The organism is Mesorhizobium sp. B263B2A, from assembly GCF_020165775.1.
Taxonomy (GTDB): domain Bacteria; phylum Pseudomonadota; class Alphaproteobacteria; order Rhizobiales; family Rhizobiaceae; genus Mesorhizobium; species Mesorhizobium opportunistum.
This window is the reverse complement of the sequence record NZ_JAIUIU010000012.1, coordinates 18,772-35,118: the sequence shown is the minus strand read 5'-3', so window position 1 is coordinate 35,118 and position 16,347 is coordinate 18,772. Positions and strand designations below refer to the sequence as shown.

17 protein-coding genes are annotated in these 16,347 nt (G+C 62.7%); 12 read left to right on the top strand and 5 right to left on the bottom strand.

The window, feature by feature from the left end:
• The first annotated feature begins 169 nt into the window (after window positions 1–169).
• The 5 genes from LB568_RS19225 (at window position 170) to LB568_RS19205 (ending at window position 3,850) form a co-directional block, all read left to right on the top strand.
• Entirely contained in the window at window positions 170–1,003 is an 834-nt protein-coding gene (locus LB568_RS19225) for a C1 family peptidase (protein ID WP_224730999.1), read from the top strand.
• 135 nt (window positions 1,004–1,138) lie between these two features.
• Window positions 1,139–2,437, top strand: coding sequence for a DUF3419 family protein (locus LB568_RS19220; RefSeq protein WP_224730998.1), 1,299 nt, complete (start codon window positions 1,139–1,141; stop codon window positions 2,435–2,437).
• On the top strand, window positions 2,434–3,117 hold the full coding sequence (locus tag LB568_RS19215) for a class I SAM-dependent methyltransferase (RefSeq protein ID WP_224730997.1): 684 nt from the start codon (window positions 2,434–2,436) through the stop codon (window positions 3,115–3,117). Before LB568_RS19220 ends, LB568_RS19215 begins: the two co-directional genes overlap by 4 nt.
• A gap of 119 nt (window positions 3,118–3,236) precedes the next feature.
• On the top strand, window positions 3,237–3,533 hold the full coding sequence (locus LB568_RS19210) for a type II toxin-antitoxin system RelE/ParE family toxin (RefSeq protein WP_140576417.1): 297 nt from the start codon (window positions 3,237–3,239) through the stop codon (window positions 3,531–3,533).
• 8 nt (window positions 3,534–3,541) lie between these two features.
• On the top strand, window positions 3,542–3,850 hold the full coding sequence (locus LB568_RS19205) for a HigA family addiction module antitoxin (protein ID WP_013894649.1): 309 nt from the start codon (window positions 3,542–3,544) through the stop codon (window positions 3,848–3,850).
• 36 nt (window positions 3,851–3,886) lie between these two features.
• On the opposite strand, the gene LB568_RS19200 is transcribed toward LB568_RS19205, so the two are convergent.
• Window positions 3,887–5,266, bottom strand: coding sequence for a serine hydrolase domain-containing protein (locus LB568_RS19200; protein ID WP_140576415.1), 1,380 nt, complete (start codon window positions 5,264–5,266; stop codon window positions 3,887–3,889).
• A gap of 282 nt (window positions 5,267–5,548) precedes the next feature.
• Between LB568_RS19200 and LB568_RS19195 the strand changes: the two genes are divergently transcribed.
• Both LB568_RS19195 and LB568_RS19190 read left to right on the top strand, forming a co-directional pair.
• A complete protein-coding gene (locus tag LB568_RS19195; RefSeq protein ID WP_140576414.1) occupies window positions 5,549–6,343 on the top strand; it encodes a GH25 family lysozyme in 795 nt (264 codons plus the stop codon).
• Between the two features lie 297 nt (window positions 6,344–6,640).
• Window positions 6,641–7,819 carry a lytic murein transglycosylase gene (locus LB568_RS19190; protein WP_013894646.1) on the top strand — a complete coding sequence of 393 codons (1,179 nt, stop codon included), beginning with the start codon at window positions 6,641–6,643 and terminating at the stop codon, window positions 7,817–7,819.
• Between the two features lie 69 nt (window positions 7,820–7,888).
• On the opposite strand, the gene LB568_RS19185 is transcribed toward LB568_RS19190, so the two are convergent.
• On the bottom strand, window positions 7,889–9,109 hold the full coding sequence (locus LB568_RS19185; protein WP_013894645.1) for an alanine racemase: 1,221 nt from the start codon (window positions 9,107–9,109) through the stop codon (window positions 7,889–7,891).
• A gap of 223 nt (window positions 9,110–9,332) precedes the next feature.
• Here LB568_RS19185 and LB568_RS19180 point away from each other — a divergent pair, with 223 nt between their 5' ends.
• Entirely contained in the window at window positions 9,333–10,262 is a 930-nt protein-coding gene (locus LB568_RS19180; protein ID WP_013894644.1) for a DMT family transporter, read from the top strand.
• A gap of 369 nt (window positions 10,263–10,631) precedes the next feature.
• Here LB568_RS19180 and metF read toward each other — a convergent pair whose 3' ends face one another.
• Together metF and LB568_RS19170 are read right to left on the bottom strand one after the other, a co-directional pair.
• A complete protein-coding gene (gene metF, locus LB568_RS19175; RefSeq protein WP_013894643.1) occupies window positions 10,632–11,549 on the bottom strand; it encodes a methylenetetrahydrofolate reductase [NAD(P)H] in 918 nt (305 codons plus the stop codon).
• Window positions 11,549–12,571, bottom strand: a complete 1,023-nt coding sequence (locus LB568_RS19170; RefSeq protein ID WP_140576406.1) for an ArsR/SmtB family transcription factor — start codon at window positions 12,569–12,571, stop codon at window positions 11,549–11,551. The genes metF and LB568_RS19170 overlap by 1 nt, the downstream gene beginning before the upstream one ends.
• A 190-nt stretch (window positions 12,572–12,761) precedes the next feature.
• On the opposite strand from LB568_RS19170, the gene tsaA reads away from it, so the two are divergent.
• From tsaA to LB568_RS19150, 4 genes are all read left to right on the top strand, one after another.
• Window positions 12,762–13,301 (top strand): tRNA (N6-threonylcarbamoyladenosine(37)-N6)-methyltransferase TrmO, encoded by a 540-nt coding sequence (gene tsaA / locus LB568_RS19165; protein ID WP_224730996.1) that lies wholly within the window; start codon window positions 12,762–12,764, stop codon window positions 13,299–13,301.
• Window positions 13,298–13,612, top strand: a complete 315-nt coding sequence (locus LB568_RS19160; RefSeq protein ID WP_224730995.1) for a DUF2293 domain-containing protein — start codon at window positions 13,298–13,300, stop codon at window positions 13,610–13,612. The genes tsaA and LB568_RS19160 overlap by 4 nt, the downstream gene beginning before the upstream one ends.
• 126 nt (window positions 13,613–13,738) lie before the next feature.
• A complete protein-coding gene (locus LB568_RS19155) occupies window positions 13,739–14,701 on the top strand; it encodes a D-amino acid aminotransferase (RefSeq protein WP_224730994.1) in 963 nt (320 codons plus the stop codon).
• A 133-nt stretch (window positions 14,702–14,834) separates the two neighbouring features.
• Window positions 14,835–15,677: an SDR family oxidoreductase gene (locus tag LB568_RS19150; RefSeq protein WP_140576400.1), complete on the top strand. Its 843-nt coding sequence runs from the start codon at window positions 14,835–14,837 to the stop codon at window positions 15,675–15,677.
• A gap of 50 nt (window positions 15,678–15,727) precedes the next feature.
• Here the strand turns inward: LB568_RS19150 and LB568_RS19145 are convergent, their stop codons facing one another.
• Window positions 15,728–16,345, bottom strand: a complete 618-nt coding sequence (locus tag LB568_RS19145; RefSeq protein WP_023765158.1) for an MOSC domain-containing protein — start codon at window positions 16,343–16,345, stop codon at window positions 15,728–15,730.
• Between the last annotated feature and the right edge of the window lie 2 nt (window positions 16,346–16,347).

The window sequence follows — 16,347 nt, the reverse complement described above, 5'->3', positions numbered from 1 at the left end:
GTGATCGCCTCTATAGGACCATTAAGGCGCGCCAATATTTTATTGTAAATAATGATTATTTCTATCACATAGCCACAGTAACATACCACCGCAGGCAACCGGTTACTATAGAAGTAAATATCGTTTCGATGTAGCGTATTATTTTGAACGGCAGGAGGGGGAGATTTCCATGGCCAAGAACGTCACGTCAACTACGGCTCCGACAGAAAGAAAAATCAGCGGCCTCGGGTGGGTAAGGGATCTTCCAGATCCGAGAGATCAACTATACAGCGCCCCACTCCCTGTATTGAAGGCACTTCCAGCAGCAGTGGACCTCAAGCCAGAATTTCCGATCTATGATCAGGGCCGCATTGGATCCTGTACAGCCAACGCGCTGGCCGGTGCGGTGCAGTTTGACCGATTGAAGAGCAAGCAGATGCCCGATTTCGTGCCGTCGCGACTCTTTATCTACTACAACGAGCGCAAGATCGAAGGCCATGTCGCAAATGACGCGGGAGCGCAGATCAGGGACGGGATAAGAACCCTGCAAAAACAGGGAGCCTGCCCGGAAGCGGAATGGCCATACGACGACACGCCCGCCGCTTACGACGGCGGCCCTTTTCCCAAGAATTCAAAGCCGGCGACCCAGCCCAAGAAGGCTTGCTATGACGACGCCAGCAAGTATGTCATTACCAACTATCAACGGCTGACCCCAATCCTCAATCAGCTGAGAGGTTGCCTTGCGGCAGGATATCCGTTTGTCTTCGGATTCACCGTATTTGACAGCTGGTATTCTCAAAATCCCAGGCCGGCGACCATTCCCCTGCCCGGCGCGAACGATAGCGCAATCGGTGGCCATGCCGTGATGTGTGTCGGATACGACAATGCAACCAGCCTTTTCAAAATCAGAAATTCCTGGGGAGCCAGTGTCGGCAAGAAGGGCTACTTCTTCATGCCATATGCTTATCTGACCGATGGAAGCATGGCTTCGGATTTCTGGGTAATTAACGCTGTAAAAGCGTAGTTATCTCCCCGACGCCGCCCATAGAGCGCAAAGGGCTTTATCTCAACGAGATAACGGGGCCTGCGCCGCGTCGGCTTCGCCCCTCATCGGATTTGAAGGCCTGAACCCCCGTCAACCGACTGTCACCGGCCTGTCATGACCCTGGGTTACCCGCTTGCGGCAAAGCAAATGGGGAATCACTTGGCCATGACGGACGTCTCCTCGGATCTGGTTTTTCGCCGCGGCAAGGAAGTTGGAAAGGCCATCTACCAGAACCGCCCGCTTTCGAAAGCCGGCATTTCCGAGCGGCTGTTCGCCTTCCTGTTTTCCGGCCTCGTCTATCCGCAGATCTGGGAAGACCCCGATGTCGACATGGAGGCCATGCAGCTTGGCCAGGGCCACCGCGTCGTCACCATCGCCTCGGGCGGCTGTAACATTCTGGCCTACCTCACCCGCTCGCCGGCAAGGGTCGACGCCGTCGACCTCAACGCTGCCCACATCGCGCTGAACCGCATGAAGCTGGAGGCGGTGCGTCGTCTGCCCTCGCAAGGCGATCTGTTCCGCTTCTTCGGCGCCGCCGACACCCGCCACAATTCGGAAGCCTACGACCGCTTCATCGCGCCGCATCTCGATCCGGTCAGCCGCCACTATTGGGAGCACCGCAACTGGCGCGGCATCAGGCGCATCGGTGTCTTCGACCACAATTTCTACCAGACCGGCCTGCTCGGCCTGTTCATCGCCATGGGCCACCGCACGGCGAAATTCTTCGGCGTCGACCCAGCGGGCATCATGCAGGCCCGCAACATCGGCGAACAGCGCCGCTTCTTCAATGAGGAACTGGCGCCGGTCTTCGACAGGAAACTCTTGAAATGGGCGACCTCGCGCAAGGCCTCGCTGTTCGGCCTCGGCATCCCGCCGGCGCAGTATGATTCCCTGATCACCTCCGGCGACGGCACCATGGCCAGCGTTCTGAAGGCCCGGCTGGAAAAGCTCGCCTGCGATTTTCCCTTGGAGAACAATTATTTCGCCTGGCAGGCTTTCGCCCGCCGCTATCCCGAACCCGGCGAGGCCGCCCTGCCCGCCTATCTGGAAAAGCAGAACTACGACACCATCCGCGGCAACATCGATCGCGTCGCCATCCACCACGCCAATCTGATCGAGTTCCTGGCCGGCAAGGACGCCGGCGCTGTCGACCGCTTCATCCTGCTCGACGCTCAGGACTGGATGACCGACGACCAGCTCAATGCGCTGTGGTCAGAAATCACCCGCACTGCCTCCACCGGCGCCCGCGTCATCTTCCGCACCGCCGCCGAGCCCAGCCTGTTGCCGGGCCGCGTCTCCACTTCGTTGCTCGACCAGTGGGACTACCAGAATGAGGCATCGCGCGACTTCTCGGCCCGCGACCGCTCCGCCATCTATGGCGGCTTCCACCTCTATGTGAAGCGCTCGGCATGAGCACGACGGAGCTGCCGGCCAGCCCCGAATTCAAGGCCAACCATGCCGAGCTGATGGACGGCGTCTACCGCTGGCAGCGCCACATCTACGACCTGACCCGCAAATACTATTTGGTCGGCCGCGACCGGCTAATCGCGGGGCTGGACGTTCCGGCAGGCGGCAGCGTGCTGGAACTCGGCTGCGGCACCGGCCGCAACATCATTCTGGCCGCCCGTCGCTATCCCGACGCCCGCTTCTTCGGCCTCGACATCTCATCCGAAATGCTGGAGACGGCCGGCAAGGCGATCGACCGCGAAGGCCTGTCCAACCGCGTCACGCTGGCAAGAGGCGACGCCACCGATTTCGATGCCGGCGCGCTCTTCGAAACCGAACGCTTCGACCGCGTCTTCGTGTCCTATTCGCTGTCGATGATCCCCGGCTGGGAGAAGACGGTGTCTGCGGCACTGGCAGCGCTTGCCCCCAACGGTTCGCTGCATATCGTCGACTTCGGCCAGCAGGAAGGCCTACCCGGCTGGTTCCGGACGTTGCTGCGCGGCTGGCTCAGAAAATTCCACGTCACGCCACGTGAGTCGTTGCGCGAGGTGCTGGAATCGGAATCCCGGCGAACCGATGCAAGCTTCCATTTTCGCACCCTTTATCGCGGCTACGCGTGGCTGGCTGTGATCAAGATCGCCATTTGAAAAATAGCAGCCATCGGGATCAATCCCCTCAGTGAGACGATAGCTACCGCGCTCAGCAAGATAGATTGCCTGATGACCCAAGGAGTGGTACATTATCTCCATGCTGCTGAAAGCATGTGATGATCGTCGGCTTTAGGGACGGATGGCTGCGGGCTTTCTTCGTAGAAGATACCCACTCCCGCAATCTTCCGTCCGACCTCGAAAGCCGCTTGTTCCGCAAGCTCCAGATGATTGACGACGCGATGGTCGATCAGGATTTGCGCGTGCCGCCAAGCAATCATTTCGAGAAGTTGCGCGGCAATCTCGAAGGCTTCCATTCCATCCGCGTCAACAAGCAATGGCGGCTGGTCTTCCGCTGGGATGGCGGCCGCGGTGAGGCGTCGGACATCTATCTGGACGACCACGGTTATAAGTGAGGTGAGACATGTTGATGACTGCACGCAAGCCGGCAACGGTTGGTGAAATTCTCTCGGAAGAATTCATGCAGCCGCTCGGCCTGACACAGGCAGCCTTGGCCGACGCGATGGGCGTTCAACGCAAGCACGTGAACGAATTGTGCAACGACCGCCGCAGTGTGACGGCGGCGACTGCGCTCATTTTGGCGCGGGTGTTTGGCAACAGTCCGGACTTCTGGTTGAACGTCCAACGCCGCAGCGATCTTTGGGCGGTTATGAATTCGCCCGACGAGCGCGCGCGTGTCGATCGCGCCAAGCCTTTGGCGACGGCTGCATAGACAGGACTTTGAGGCGACCGGCGGCCCCGCCGCGTTCTAATGCAATGCCTTCACCAGTGCTCCCACCATCGTCCGCGGGCGGTAGCCGAGCTTGGCAGGCGTCAGGCCGAGCCGTACCACCACCAACTGCTCGGACGGGATGATGGTGACGGTCTGCCCGTCATGACCTTGCATCCAGTAAGTGTCCTTGGGCAGGCCCGCTGCGACACCAGCGCCAGGCTTCTCCTCGTCGCCGGGTGCTTCGATCCACAACTGGCCCTTGCCGTAGACATTGGACGCCGGTGCTGGTTCGCGCATCCAGTCGACGAAGCCGGCCGGCAGGATCTGGTTACCGTTCCAGACGCCGCCCTGCAGCAGGAACTGGCCGAAGCGCGCCCAGTCATGCGCGGTGGCGTAGAGATAGGACGAGCCGACGAATGTGCCCTGCTCATCGGTTTCGAGCACCGCACTGTGCATGCCGAGCGGCTCGAACAGCGCGCTGCGCGGCAGTGTCAGCGCCTTGGCCTTGTCGCCGATCGCGTCCTGCCAGAGCCGCGACAGCATCACCGCCGTGCCGCTCGAATAGGAAAACACCTTGCCGACTTCGCCAGTCAGCGGCTTGGATTCGGCAAAGCTTGCCATGTCGGGTTCGAGATAGAGCATGCGCGTGACATCGGCGACGTCGCCGTAATCCTCGTTGAATTCCAGCCCGCTCGACATCGCCATCATGTCGGCAAGGCTGATCGCGGCGCGGCCATCTGTCTTCCACGGCGCGAACAGGCCCTTGTTGTCGATGGTCATCTTGCCGTCCTTGATCAGCGTGCCGATGATGGCGGCATTCACCGTCTTGGTCATCGACCAGCCGAGCAACGGCGTCTTGGCGGAAAACCCCTCGCCATAGCGTTCGGCGACGACGCGGCCGTTCTTGACCACCACGATCGCCCGCATGCCGGCGCCGGTCAGCGCCGCATCGTCGAGCAGCTTGCTAAGCACTGGATCCTGTGAAGCGTCGACCCGCTCGCCCTCCGGCCACAGCGTGTCCCGGCTGGTCGCGGCGGGCTCGACATGGACGGCCGTGCGCCGCGCCTTGCCGACATCGCCGTCCGGAACGGAGGCGCAGCCCAGCCCGTCGCGGGCGACGGCGACGCTCTTGCCGAGGAAGCCGAGCAAACCAGCGGAAACGGTACCGCGGTTCTTGTCGACCGAAACCCGCATCAGCCGCAGCAGTGGATGGCCCGGCGCCTGCACGTCGACGGCAAGCACCTCGTTGGGGTCGCGCCCGGCTATGAAGACATTGGAGCAGACGATCTTGGCCGAGTAGCCCGAGCCGACGCGGATCAATTCCGGCGGCGCGATATAAAGCCAGGCAAACAAAGCGGCGACCGCCAGCACGCTCAGGCCAAGCAGCCATTTGACGATCTTGACGACGATCCGCATTTGTTTCCTCCCAGGCTGTCGCCCGAACCTTATGTCATCGATTTGCCGCCATTGCTTCCGCAAAATCGGAGCTCATGTCGAGCGCCGTCAACCGATTATCAACCATGATCGGCGATCACATGGATGCGTGTCGCCCAAAGCTGCGCAGCGATTTTGGGACAACGATATGCACGAAAATGGATATGCTGGGCGATGCTGTGGGGCGATCGCTCGGAGGGGGCCAAACCGGCCATCGATTCACAGACCCATCAGCGACCGGCTGAATCCGGCTTGGAAGTTGTGATGCGCCGTCTTGCGGCTCTTTTCATGCTGACGCTGCTTGGCGCCTGCTCGACCGTGGACGATCTCTCGCCACTGTCGCCATCCAGCAGCGCGACGGTCGCCGTACGCGCGCCGCGCTTCGGCGATTCCAAGCCGCATGAATGGGACAGCGGGGCGCCGTGGAATTATGCCGTTCATGGCACCGACGTCTCCAAGTATCAGGCCTCGGTCGACTGGCCGGCAGCCAGGGCGAGCGGCATTTCCTTCGCCTTCATCAAGGCGACCGAGGGCGGCGACCGCTTCGACGAATATTTCAACGAGCATTGGGCGCGCACCAGAGCCGCGGGCGTCCCACGCGCGGCCTATCATTTCTTCTACTTCTGCACGCCGGCGGCCGTCCAGGCGCGCTGGTTCATCCAGAATGTCCCCGTCGACCGCTCCTCGATGCCGCCGGTCCTTGACATGGAATGGAACCCGAAATCGCCGACCTGCAGGCTGCGCCCGGACGCGGCCACGGTGCGCGCGGAGATGAGCACCTTCCTCGAAATCGTCGAGCGGCACTACGGCAAGAAGCCGATCATCTACACCTCGGTCGATTTCTTCGACGACAACGAACTGTCGACCTTCCGCGGCTATCCCTACTGGCTGCGCTCCGTCGCCGGCCACCCGCGCGAGAAGTACGGCAGCCACCCCTTCACCTTCTGGCAGTACACCGGCACGGGCATCGTTCCCGGCATGACCGGCAAGTCCGACATCAACGTGTTCAACGGCAGCGAAGCCGCCTGGAACAAGTGGCTGCGGCAGAACACCCGTTGATATCGGGTTCAACGGCAGCAACGCCTTGGATCAAATCACTCCAGTAGAGTTTCCGTTGAACCGGGTTCAACGGCAGCACCGCCTGGATTGATCACTCCAGCAGAGTTTCCGTTGAACCGGGTTCAACGGCAACGAACCACCTTCTATAACGGGCTGCGGCAGAAGAACCGTTGACACCGGGCCTGCCGCCTGCTTTTCGACACAGCCAGCGGTAATGAGTGCAACCGCCGGTAATTCAGGGCGTTGGGCTTACCGGCAAGCCACCACATTACCCCTCTTCGTTTCGAAAGGAAGCCGATGCGACTGCGTTCTCAAGCCCTCGCGGCGCTGTTCCTGTGCGCCATGGCCTTGCCGGCGGTGGCGCAGGAATGCGGCGGCGACTTCGAAACCTGGAAACAGGGCGTCGCGGCCGAGGCCAAGGCGGCAGGCGTCGGCCCTGTTGGCCTAGATGCGCTTGAAGATGCCAACTTCGACGAGAGGGCGCTGGCGCGCGACCGCGCCCAGGGCGTCTTCACCCAGACCTTCGTTCAATTCTCAAACCGCATGATCTCGGCCTACCGGCTGAAGCAAGGTGCGGCGAACATGAAGAAGTACGCCGATATCTTCGCCCGCGCCGACCAGCAGTTCGGCGTCCAGGCGCCGGTCATCACCGCTTTCTGGGCGCTGGAGACCGACTTCGGCGCCGTGCAGGGCGATTTCCACACGTTGAGCGCGCTGGTCACGCTGTCGCATGATTGCCGCCGCCCGCAACTGTTCCGGCAGCAACTCGTGCCGCTGCTGGAGCTGATCGATCGCGGCGTATTGCCGGCCGATGTCACCGGCGCCTGGGCCGGCGAGATCGGCCAGACCCAAATCCTGCCTTCGGACTATCTGGCCCGCGGCGTCGACGGCGATGGCGACGGCAAGATCGACCTGCGCGGCAGCGTGCCCGACGTGATCATGACCACGGCCAACAAGGTGCTGTCGCGCGGCTGGAAGCGCGACGAGCCCTGGATCCAGGAAGTGCGCGTGCCCGACGAGATGCCGTGGGACCAGACCGGGCGCACCAACAAATTGCCGCTGACACAGTGGGCGCAGTGGGGCATCACCAATCCCGACGGCTCGCCGCTCGTCGACAAGGGTCTCAAGGCTGGCCTCGCTTTGCCCATGGGCCGCAAGGGCCCGGCCTTCCTCACCTACGACAATTTCGACGTCTATCTCGAATGGAACCAGTCCTTCACCTATGCGCTGACCGCGGCCAACCTCGCGGCAAGGCTCGACGGCGCACAGCCGCTTGATCCGCGCAGTCCCGAACCAGGCCTCGACAACAACCAGATGAAGGCACTGCAAACCAAGCTCGAAGCCAGGGGCTACGATGTCGGCACGGTCGACGGCATCCTCGGCACCAACACCCGCGAAGCCGTCCGCAAGGAGCAGATGCGGCTGGGATTGCCCGTGGACGGCTGGCCGACACCCGAGCTTTTGGGAAAGTTGTGAATGGCGAGTAGCGAGTAGCGAGTAGCGAGGAAGATAATGCCCTATTCGCTACTCACTATTCCCTATTCGCTAATCCGCCATCGTCTCCAAACTGGCAAAGCCCTGCGGCGCGTCGCCCTCATCGAACGGCGTCGCCACCTCGACGAAGGTGTCGGGATAGAACCCGTTGAAGCGGGTCCTTAGCGACAGCGAGTACGCGCCGATATGGCCGATCTCGATCCAGTCGCCGGTGTCGACGGTTTCCGGCAGCCAAAACGGCCTGGACAGGATGTCGACGGAATCGCAGGTCGCGCCGCAGACCTTGAACGGCACGATGTTCTTTTCCTCGCCATTGCGCGAACGGATCGCCGGATCGGGAATGAAACGGGCCGGCAGCGTGATCTTGCCGGTCCATGAATCAGACAGCGACGCCCAGATGCCGTCATTGATGTAGAGCCGCTTGCCCTTGCGCAACAGCACCCGCACGATCAGCGACAGGCAGCGCGCCACGATCACCCTGCCCGGCTCGGCCACCAATGGAATCTGGTCGAACTGGTACTCCTTCAGGTCGCCGGAAAGCCGCGACATGATCTGGCCGAGCGACGGCATCTCGATCTGCTTGCGGTTGGGATCGTGGCCGTATTCAGCGGGAAAACCGCCGCCGACATCCAGCCCGGCAATATCGAAGGTCAGCCGGTTGCGCACCCAGTCCGCCGAGGCCAGCGCCCGCTCATAGGTGTCGGGATCCTCGATCTGGCTGCCGACATGGAAGCAAAGCCCAACCTTGTAGCCGGTGCGGTTCAGCCGCTCGGCGAGCTCGACTGCATAAGCCGGTCCAGCGCCGAACTTCTTCGACAGCTCGTAGGCGGCCGATCCTTTCGTCTGGATGCGCACGAACACGCTGATCGCACCCGGATCGATATCGAGCGCCCGCACAACGCGCGTCAGCTTGGTGATCTCGTCCTCGTGGTCGAGCGAGATGACGCGGATGGCGTATTTCTCGAGCGCCAGCTTGATGTCCGACTGCGCCTTGACCGGGTGCATGTAGAGCATCTCGGCATCGGGCGAGACGGCGCGGACGGCGGAAAACTCGCCCGGCGATGCAACGTCGAAAGCAGTGACACCGGCCTCGACCAGGGTCTTCAGCACGATCTGCTCGCCATTGGTCTTGACCGCATAGGCGGTCTTGCCGGGAAACATGCCCATGAACTGCCTGGCGTCGGCCTTGAGCACCTGCGGGCGGAAGCAATAGACCGGATCGTCCGGGCGAAGTGCCAGGGCCGCCTCGCGGGCATTCTCGAATCGCTGCATTGACGAATCCTCGACTTCGGCCTGCGCACAATTAATCCAAGCTAGCGGCCAATGAAAACAATTCTGTGTCTCGTGCGCCCGGCGCAGCGACTCTAGTTTTGGGGCAGCGTTTGCCATCGATCAGGTTTCGGGTGGCTCTTGCCGCCGAACCCGATATGCCATCTGCCTGACCGGTCGGGATTCAGACCGGCATTTCAGCCCGTCTTGGGGGAGGATGATTCACATGGCAATGGCCGCGACAGCACCGCCACGCGGACCGATGACGCTAGCCGACTGGGGGCAATTGCTGCTGCTCGGTGCGATCTGGGGCGGCTCGTTCTTCTTCGCCCGCATAGCGGTGGCGGAACTTCACCCGCTGGTGCTGGTGCTGTTTCGCGTCGCCATCGCCGCGATCGCGCTGCAGCTTTATCTCGGCCTGCGCGGCCCCTCCTTTCGCCTCGCCCTACCCCACGCCGGCCTGTTCTTCCTGCTGGCCTTCACCAACAACGTCGTCCCCTTCTCGCTGATCTTTGCCGGCCAGACGAAACTTGGCGCCGGTGTCGCCTCGGTGCTCAATGCCACCACGCCGTTCTGGACGCTGATCCTCGCCAATGCGCTGACATCGGACGAGAAGCTCTCCTGGAACAAGCTTGCCGGCATTGCGCTTGGCGTCGCCGGCACCGCGGTGATGATCGGACCAGGCCTGCTCGCCGGGCTCGGCGGCCCGGTCTGGGCCAAATTCGCGCTGATCGGGGCTTCGCTGTCCTATGGCGTCGCCCTGATGGTCGCACGCCGCTTCAAGGGCGTGCCCTCACCGGTCATCGCCACCGGACAGATGACCGCCTCGACCATCATCATGATCCCGATCGTGCTCTTCGCCCATGGCCCGGCCGGCCTGTTCTCGGCCTCGCCGCCGGTATGGACAGCCGTCTTTGCGCTGGCGCTGCTGTCCACCGCCTTCGCCTACATCCTCTATTTCAACCTCGTCGCCTCGGCCGGGGCCACCAACGCCTCGCTGGTCACGCTCGTCGTGCCGGCCAGCGCCATGCTGCTCGGTTTCATGTTCCTCGGGGAACGGCTCGAACTGTTCGAGATCGGCGGCGTGGTGTTGATCGGGCTTGGCCTTGTCACCATCGATGGGCGGCTATTTGTCAAAAGGGTAGCGCTGCCATGACACAGCAACGACACGCCGTCGCCACAATTTATTCACAGGCCTGCAGCGGGTTTTTGCGCAGGAGTTTCAAAGCCTAACGGCAAACCGGGGTCGCAAATTCCACAATTACGTCGCAATGCAGCACATTTTCCGCTTGCCTGTGGCACAAATGAACCTAGACTCCCACTCATAGCTCTTTAAGAGGAGGCTATGTCATGGGACTTACGAGGCCAATCAACGCATTGATGATCTGTGCTGCGTTTGCTTTCATCGGCGCCCTCATTATGGGCGTCCTTCCCTGAACCCGCCAAACCGGGGAAGACCAGCACCAAATAGTCCAGACAATTCGAAAGGCCGGGTTTTTACCCGGCCTTTTGCTATTCAGCGTGCCTATGCCGCGGCCGACCCCGCCACCTCGGCCTCATGCGAACGGATGCCGATCATGTGGCAGATCGCGAACACCAGGTCGGCCCGGTTCATGGTGTAGAAATGGAAGTCGCCCACCCCGCGCTCGACCAGGTCCAGCACCTGTTCGGCGGCCACGGCTGACGCCACCAGCGCATGCGTCTGCGGGTCGTTCTGCAGGCCGTCGAAGCGCTCGGCCAGCCATGCCGGCACCAGCGCACCGCAGCGCGCCGAAAAATTAGCGACCTGGGTGAAATTGTGCACCGGCAAGATCCCGGGAACGATCGGGATGTAGATGCCGGCGCGGCGCGCGCGCTCGACATAGCGTTCGTAGAGATCGTTGTCGAAGAAGAACTGGGTGATCGCCCGCGTCGCGCCATTGTCGACCTTGCGCTTCAGCATGTCGATGTCGGTGGCAAAGTCAGGGCTTTCCGGATGCTTTTCCGGATAGGCCGAGACCGAGATGTCGAAGTCGCCGGCGCTCTTCAGCGCCCCGACCAGCTCAGCCCCGTTGGCATAGCCGTCCGCATGCGGACGGTAAGCCGTGCCGACGCCCGCGGCCGGATCGCCGCGCAAGGCGACGAAGCGCTTCACGCCCATGTCGGCGAATTCCTGGATGACCGCATCGACCTCATGGCGGGCGGCATCCACGCAGGTCATGTGCGCAGCCGGCGTCAGGCTCGTTTCCTGCAGGATGCGGCTGATGGTGCGCGCGGTCCGCTCACGCGTCGAGCCGCCGGCGCCATAGGTCACCGAGACGAACTTCGGCTTCAGCGGCTCCAGCCGCGTGACCGTGTCCCAGAGCCTTGCCTCCATCTCGTCGGACTTCGGCGGGAAGAATTCGAACGAAACCCGGACCTTGTCGCCAATGTCGGGGCGGCGGGAAAAACGGAACTGGTTCATCAGGCGATTTCCCCTATCGAGGTCACTTTGGTCTGCTGACTGTCATTGGCGGGATCGGCGATCAGCAGGCGCCGGTCGCGGCCAAGCCAGAGTTTTACCGTGAGCCTGGCCTCGTTGCCGCCGCGCGGCTCGAACTCCTGGGCGTCCTCGAGGTCGAGGCCGGCCTCGGCAAACCACTCGCCGATCTGCCGGTCGGAGAAGCCGAGCCGCATGTGGGCATGCTCTTCGCGCAGGAACTCCAGCGTGTGCGGTGCAAAGTCGACGATGACCAGCCGGCCAGCGGGCCGCAACAGCCGCGCCGCCTCGTGGATGGCGCGGGCCGGATCGTCGAGATAGTGCAGCACCTGATGGATGGTGACGAGATCGAAGGCGTCGCGCTCGACCGGCGGCGAAAAGATGTCGCCCTGCCGCACCTGCGCATTCGAAACGCCGGCCTTGTCGAGATTGGCGCGCGCCACAGTCAGCATCTCGCGCGACATGTCGATGCCGATGCCGCGCCGGTAGAGCGGCGAGAAGATTTCGAGCAGCCGCCCGGTGCCGGTGCCGAGATCGAGCATCGACTGGAACGGTCGCTTGCCGACCAGCTTCAGCATGGCGGCCTCGACGGCGCGGTCTGGCACGTGCAGCGAGCGGATATGGTCCCAGCTCGCCGCGTTCACCGAGAAATACTCGGTGGCGCGATCCTGCCGCTTGCGCTTGACCGAGGCCAGCCGCTCCAGATCGCGCTCGACCTGCGGATCGGCGCCGCGAATGCCCGACACCAGACCCATGACGAAATCACGCGCGGAATCCGCATCCGACAGGCGAAAGAAGGCCCACGACCCTTCCTGGTAGCGGCCGATCAGCCCTGCCTCCAGCAAGAGCTTCAGGTGCCGGGAGACACGCGGCTGCGACTGGCCGAGAATTTCGGTAAGATCGGAAACCGTGAGGTCGCCTCGCGACAACAATGCCAGTATGCGCAGGCGGCTGGATTCGGCCGCCGCCTTCAATGTGTCCACCATGGTGTCGAGTGAGACGTGCATCAGCGTATTCTTTTCAGCTATTCACTTTGAAAAAGATATAAACATATGTTTATGTCGATTTTCAAAACCTTGCAAGCGCTATGTCGCTTCCGGACAAGAAAATGCCGCATGCGTGATTTCCTGGCGCATATCGCCCAAAAGTGCGCAACGGTTTTGGGGCGATTACATGCACCAGCAAGAGATGGGTAGAATGACCGGACCGCGTGAGATGTTCGAGACACGAGAAGGCGAGCGGAGGCTGGACCATAATCCGGCAGCAATGCCGCCCGATGCCGGCGTCGTCTTCATCGGCCGCATCACCTCGCCATGGACGACGCGGGAAAACTGCCCGAAGAACATGCGCGCTGCGCGCGAGGCAGGACAGCCCGCTATGCTCACCATCGATGCGCCTTACCGCGAAGGCCTGCGCGGCCTGGAGCGGGCCAGCCACGTCGTCATCCTGTCCTGGCTGCATCACGCGCCGCGGAATCTGATTATGCAGAAACCGCGCCATGCGGCTGAAGCCAAAGGCGTATTCGGCCTGCGCTCCCCTGCCCGCCCGAACCCGGTCGGCCTGCATGTGGCGCGGCTCGTGGGACTCGACATCACCACCGGGCGCGTCGATCTCGACGCCATCGACGTGCTCGACGGCACGCCGGTTCTCGACATCAAGCCTTACTTCGCCTCGACCGATGCCATTGCCGAGGCGACCGTTGAAGGGCGAGAGGAATCCGATCGGGGTCAGCGATGACCGCGCCGACAGGCCGCCGCCGCGCCATCGCCAAGGCGTTGACAGCGCTTCTGCCGCTGGCGCCGTACGCCGACATGGAGAAGATCCGTACGGATGCCGGCTCGGTGCATATGAAAACCTTGCCGCCGTCGATCGCGGTGTGGCTGGCCGCGATTGCCCATATCCGCCATATGCACACCGATTACGAAAAACTGCTGACCGACGGCTATGACCGCGACTCGGCGCGTTTTTTCGTCATCGAACAGACCAACGTGGTGCTAACCCGCTGGCGCGCCACCCGCCTGCTCGATGCCGACGACGAGGAAGAATGACACGTCGCAACCACCTCGTCAGCACGGCCGGATCGTCCTGAAGGACAAACAGCGCCGGGCAGGTGGCTCTATGCCTTCTCCTTGGCGCCGATAGCCTGCTGATCCGTTGCGCGAGAGGAGGCCCCGATGGACCAGACCACGGCAAAACAGGGTGCGAAGCCGCTGCCCGCGGTCAGCGAGCATCACGTTGACCCGCATTCCTATCCGGACGGCATCGCCTACCTCGACGGCCAGTACCTGCCGATGTCGCAAGCCAAGGTATCGGTGCTGGACTGGGGGTTCCTGCATTCCGACGCCACCTATGACACCGTACATGTCTGGGACGGCCGCTTCTTTCGCCTTGATTTGCATCTCGACCGTTTCTTCGGCGGGCTGGAAAAACTGCGCATGACGATACCCTTCGACCGCGACGGCGTGGCCGAGATCCTGCACGATTGCGTGGCCTTGTCGGGCCATCGCGCCGCCTATGTCGAAATGCTGTGCACGCGCGGCGCCTCGCCGAGCTTCAGCCGCGACCCGCGCCAGGCGATCAACCGCTTCATGGCGTTCGCCGTGCCGTTCGGCTCCGTCGCCAATGCCGAGCAGTTGCGGCGCGGCCTGCGCGTCGCCATCAGCGACAAGGTGCGCATTCCGCCGGCCTCGATCGACCCGGCGATCAAGAATTACCACTGGCTCGACCTGGTTCAGGGGCTCTATGACGCCTACGACCGCGGCGCCGAGACCGCACTCATTCTCGACTTCAACGGCAATGTCGCCGAAGGCCCGGGCTTCAACGTCTTCTGCGTCAAGGACGGCAAATTGTCGACGCCGGCCATCGGCGTGCTGCCGGGCATCACAAGGCGCACCGTGTTCGATCTCTGTGCCGAGTCAGGCCTTGCCGCGACGGCCGCCGATGTCAGCGTCGCCGCGCTGCGCGAAGCCGACGAGGTCTTCATCACCTCGACCGCCGGGGGCATCATGCCGGTGACGGAGATCGACGGCGCGGCGATCGCCGGCGGCAAGGTCGGACCGATCACCAGCCGGCTGATGGCGCTCTATTGGCAAAAGCATGACGATCCGGCGTGGTCGAGTGCGGTGAATTATCGCTGACGCCAGACATCTCATTCAAAAAAGTTTCCCCCTCGCCTCTGGAAAATCGCGGGATAGGCCGTATATGCCCGAAAGCGGAGAAGCCTCCGCTTTCACCCGAAAATTGCGCCCGCAGGGGCAAGGATTCCACATCATGACAAACAAGGTTTGGTTCATCACCGGATCGTCGAAGGGCTTTGGCCGCGTCTGGGCCGAGGCCGCGTTGGCACGTGGCGACCGCGTTGCCGCAACGGCCCGCGATGCCGGCACGCTCGCCGATCTCGTCGAGGAATATGGCGACAACATCGCTGCGATAAAGCTCGATGTCACCGACAAGAAAGCCGTCGATGCCGCGATTGCCGAAGCGCACAAGCGCTTTGGCCGGCTTGACGTCGTCATCAACAACGCCGGCTACGGCCATTTCGGCGCCATCGAGGAAGTCAGCGAGCAGGAAGCTCGCGACCAGATCGAAACCAACGTGTTCGGCGCGCTCTGGGTCACGCAGGCCGCACTGCCGATCATGCGGGCGCAGCGGTCCGGCCACATCATCCAGATCTCGTCGATCGGCGGCGTCAACGCCTTTGCCTCGCTCGGCCTTTACCACGCGTCGAAATGGGCACTGGAAGCCTTCAGCCAATCGCTGAGCATCGAGGTCGCGGAATTCGGCATCCATGTCACGCTGGTCGAGCCGGGTGGTTTTTCCACCGACTGGGCCGGCCCATCGGCCAAGGTCTCCCAGGCGATCGAAGCCTATGCGCCCGCTCGCGCCAGGATGGCCGAGCGCCGCGCCAACTCGGTCGCCGGCGATCCCGAGGCGACAGGCCCGGCGATGCTGGCCATCGTCGACGCCGCCGAGCCGCCGCTCAGGGTATTCTTCGGCGACGGCGGCCTGCCGATGATCCGCCAGGAATACGCCAACCGCCTCGCCACCTGGGAAAAGTGGGATGAGGTTTCCATCATGGCGCAAGGCGCCAAGAAGAACCGCAAGGCTGCCTGACAGGGCCTCGGGGGGGCGGCCAAGGGCTGCGCAGCCGCACCGTTCCCGATCTAGGTGGGATAGATCCACTGCTCCGGCACCCGCGCCGAAATCTCTTCGCCGGCCCTGATCGTCCCGGGCTTTTCCACCCAGGCGACCACGCCGCGCAGGCGCTTGGCCGCCTTCGGGAACAACAGCGCACCGGCTTCGATGTCGGCCATCCCGGCATGTTCGGCGATCGACCGGCCGGCGATGCGGCATGGTCCGTTCTGTGCGTCGACCTTGAGGGTCACGCCGCCCTTGAAGAACAGCAGCGTGCCGGCCGGCAGCATCGACAGATGCGGCACGCCTTCGATCACCAGATTGGCGCCGATCCATTCCGGCTTGATCTGGGCCAAGCCCATCCGTTCGGCGACGATGGCGAGTTCGTCCCCGGCCACGATCGACAACTGCCGTTCGTTGCGCATTTCGGTACCGCGTGGATACCAGGGCTCGCGGCCGCCCGAGCGTCGCGTCGCGCCTGCGTGGAAATCACCCGATATGCCGTCGAAGCCCAGCCGCAACTCCTCCACTGGACGCGTCTCGAAATGATCTGACGGCGCGACATAGAGAGCGGCCGCGTGTGCGGAAAGCTTCTTTGCCGGGATGATTTCGACCGGCTTTTCGGCCTCGGGGAAGAGATCCAGCATGG

Bases quoted from the DNA above. Each gene is read 5' to 3' on its own strand.
- tsaA (WP_224730996.1), top strand. From the start codon at position 12,762: ATGACCGGACCGCGTGAGATGTTCGAGACACGAGAAGGCGAGCGGAGG.
- LB568_RS19210 (WP_140576417.1), top strand. From the start codon at position 3,237: ATGATCGTCGGCTTTAGGGACGGATGGCTGCGGGCTTTCTTCGTAGAA.
- metF (WP_013894643.1), bottom strand. From the start codon at position 11,549: ATGAACCAGTTCCGTTTTTCCCGCCGCCCCGACATTGGCGACAAGGTC.
- LB568_RS19155 (WP_224730994.1), top strand. From the start codon at position 13,739: ATGGACCAGACCACGGCAAAACAGGGTGCGAAGCCGCTGCCCGCGGTC.
- LB568_RS19180 (WP_013894644.1), top strand. From the start codon at position 9,333: ATGGCAATGGCCGCGACAGCACCGCCACGCGGACCGATGACGCTAGCC.
- LB568_RS19170 (WP_140576406.1), bottom strand. From the start codon at position 12,571: ATGCACGTCTCACTCGACACCATGGTGGACACATTGAAGGCGGCGGCC.
- LB568_RS19200 (WP_140576415.1), bottom strand. From the start codon at position 5,266: ATGCGGATCGTCGTCAAGATCGTCAAATGGCTGCTTGGCCTGAGCGTG.
- LB568_RS19150 (WP_140576400.1), top strand. From the start codon at position 14,835: ATGACAAACAAGGTTTGGTTCATCACCGGATCGTCGAAGGGCTTTGGC.
- LB568_RS19195 (WP_140576414.1), top strand. From the start codon at position 5,549: ATGCGCCGTCTTGCGGCTCTTTTCATGCTGACGCTGCTTGGCGCCTGC.
- LB568_RS19185 (WP_013894645.1), bottom strand. From the start codon at position 9,109: ATGCAGCGATTCGAGAATGCCCGCGAGGCGGCCCTGGCACTTCGCCCG.
- LB568_RS19205 (WP_013894649.1), top strand. From the start codon at position 3,542: ATGTTGATGACTGCACGCAAGCCGGCAACGGTTGGTGAAATTCTCTCG.
- LB568_RS19160 (WP_224730995.1), top strand. From the start codon at position 13,298: ATGACCGCGCCGACAGGCCGCCGCCGCGCCATCGCCAAGGCGTTGACA.
- LB568_RS19225 (WP_224730999.1), top strand. From the start codon at position 170: ATGGCCAAGAACGTCACGTCAACTACGGCTCCGACAGAAAGAAAAATC.
- LB568_RS19145 (WP_023765158.1), bottom strand. From the start codon at position 16,345: ATGCTGGATCTCTTCCCCGAGGCCGAAAAGCCGGTCGAAATCATCCCG.
- LB568_RS19215 (WP_224730997.1), top strand. From the start codon at position 2,434: ATGAGCACGACGGAGCTGCCGGCCAGCCCCGAATTCAAGGCCAACCAT.
- LB568_RS19220 (WP_224730998.1), top strand. From the start codon at position 1,139: ATGACCCTGGGTTACCCGCTTGCGGCAAAGCAAATGGGGAATCACTTG.
- LB568_RS19190 (WP_013894646.1), top strand. From the start codon at position 6,641: ATGCGACTGCGTTCTCAAGCCCTCGCGGCGCTGTTCCTGTGCGCCATG.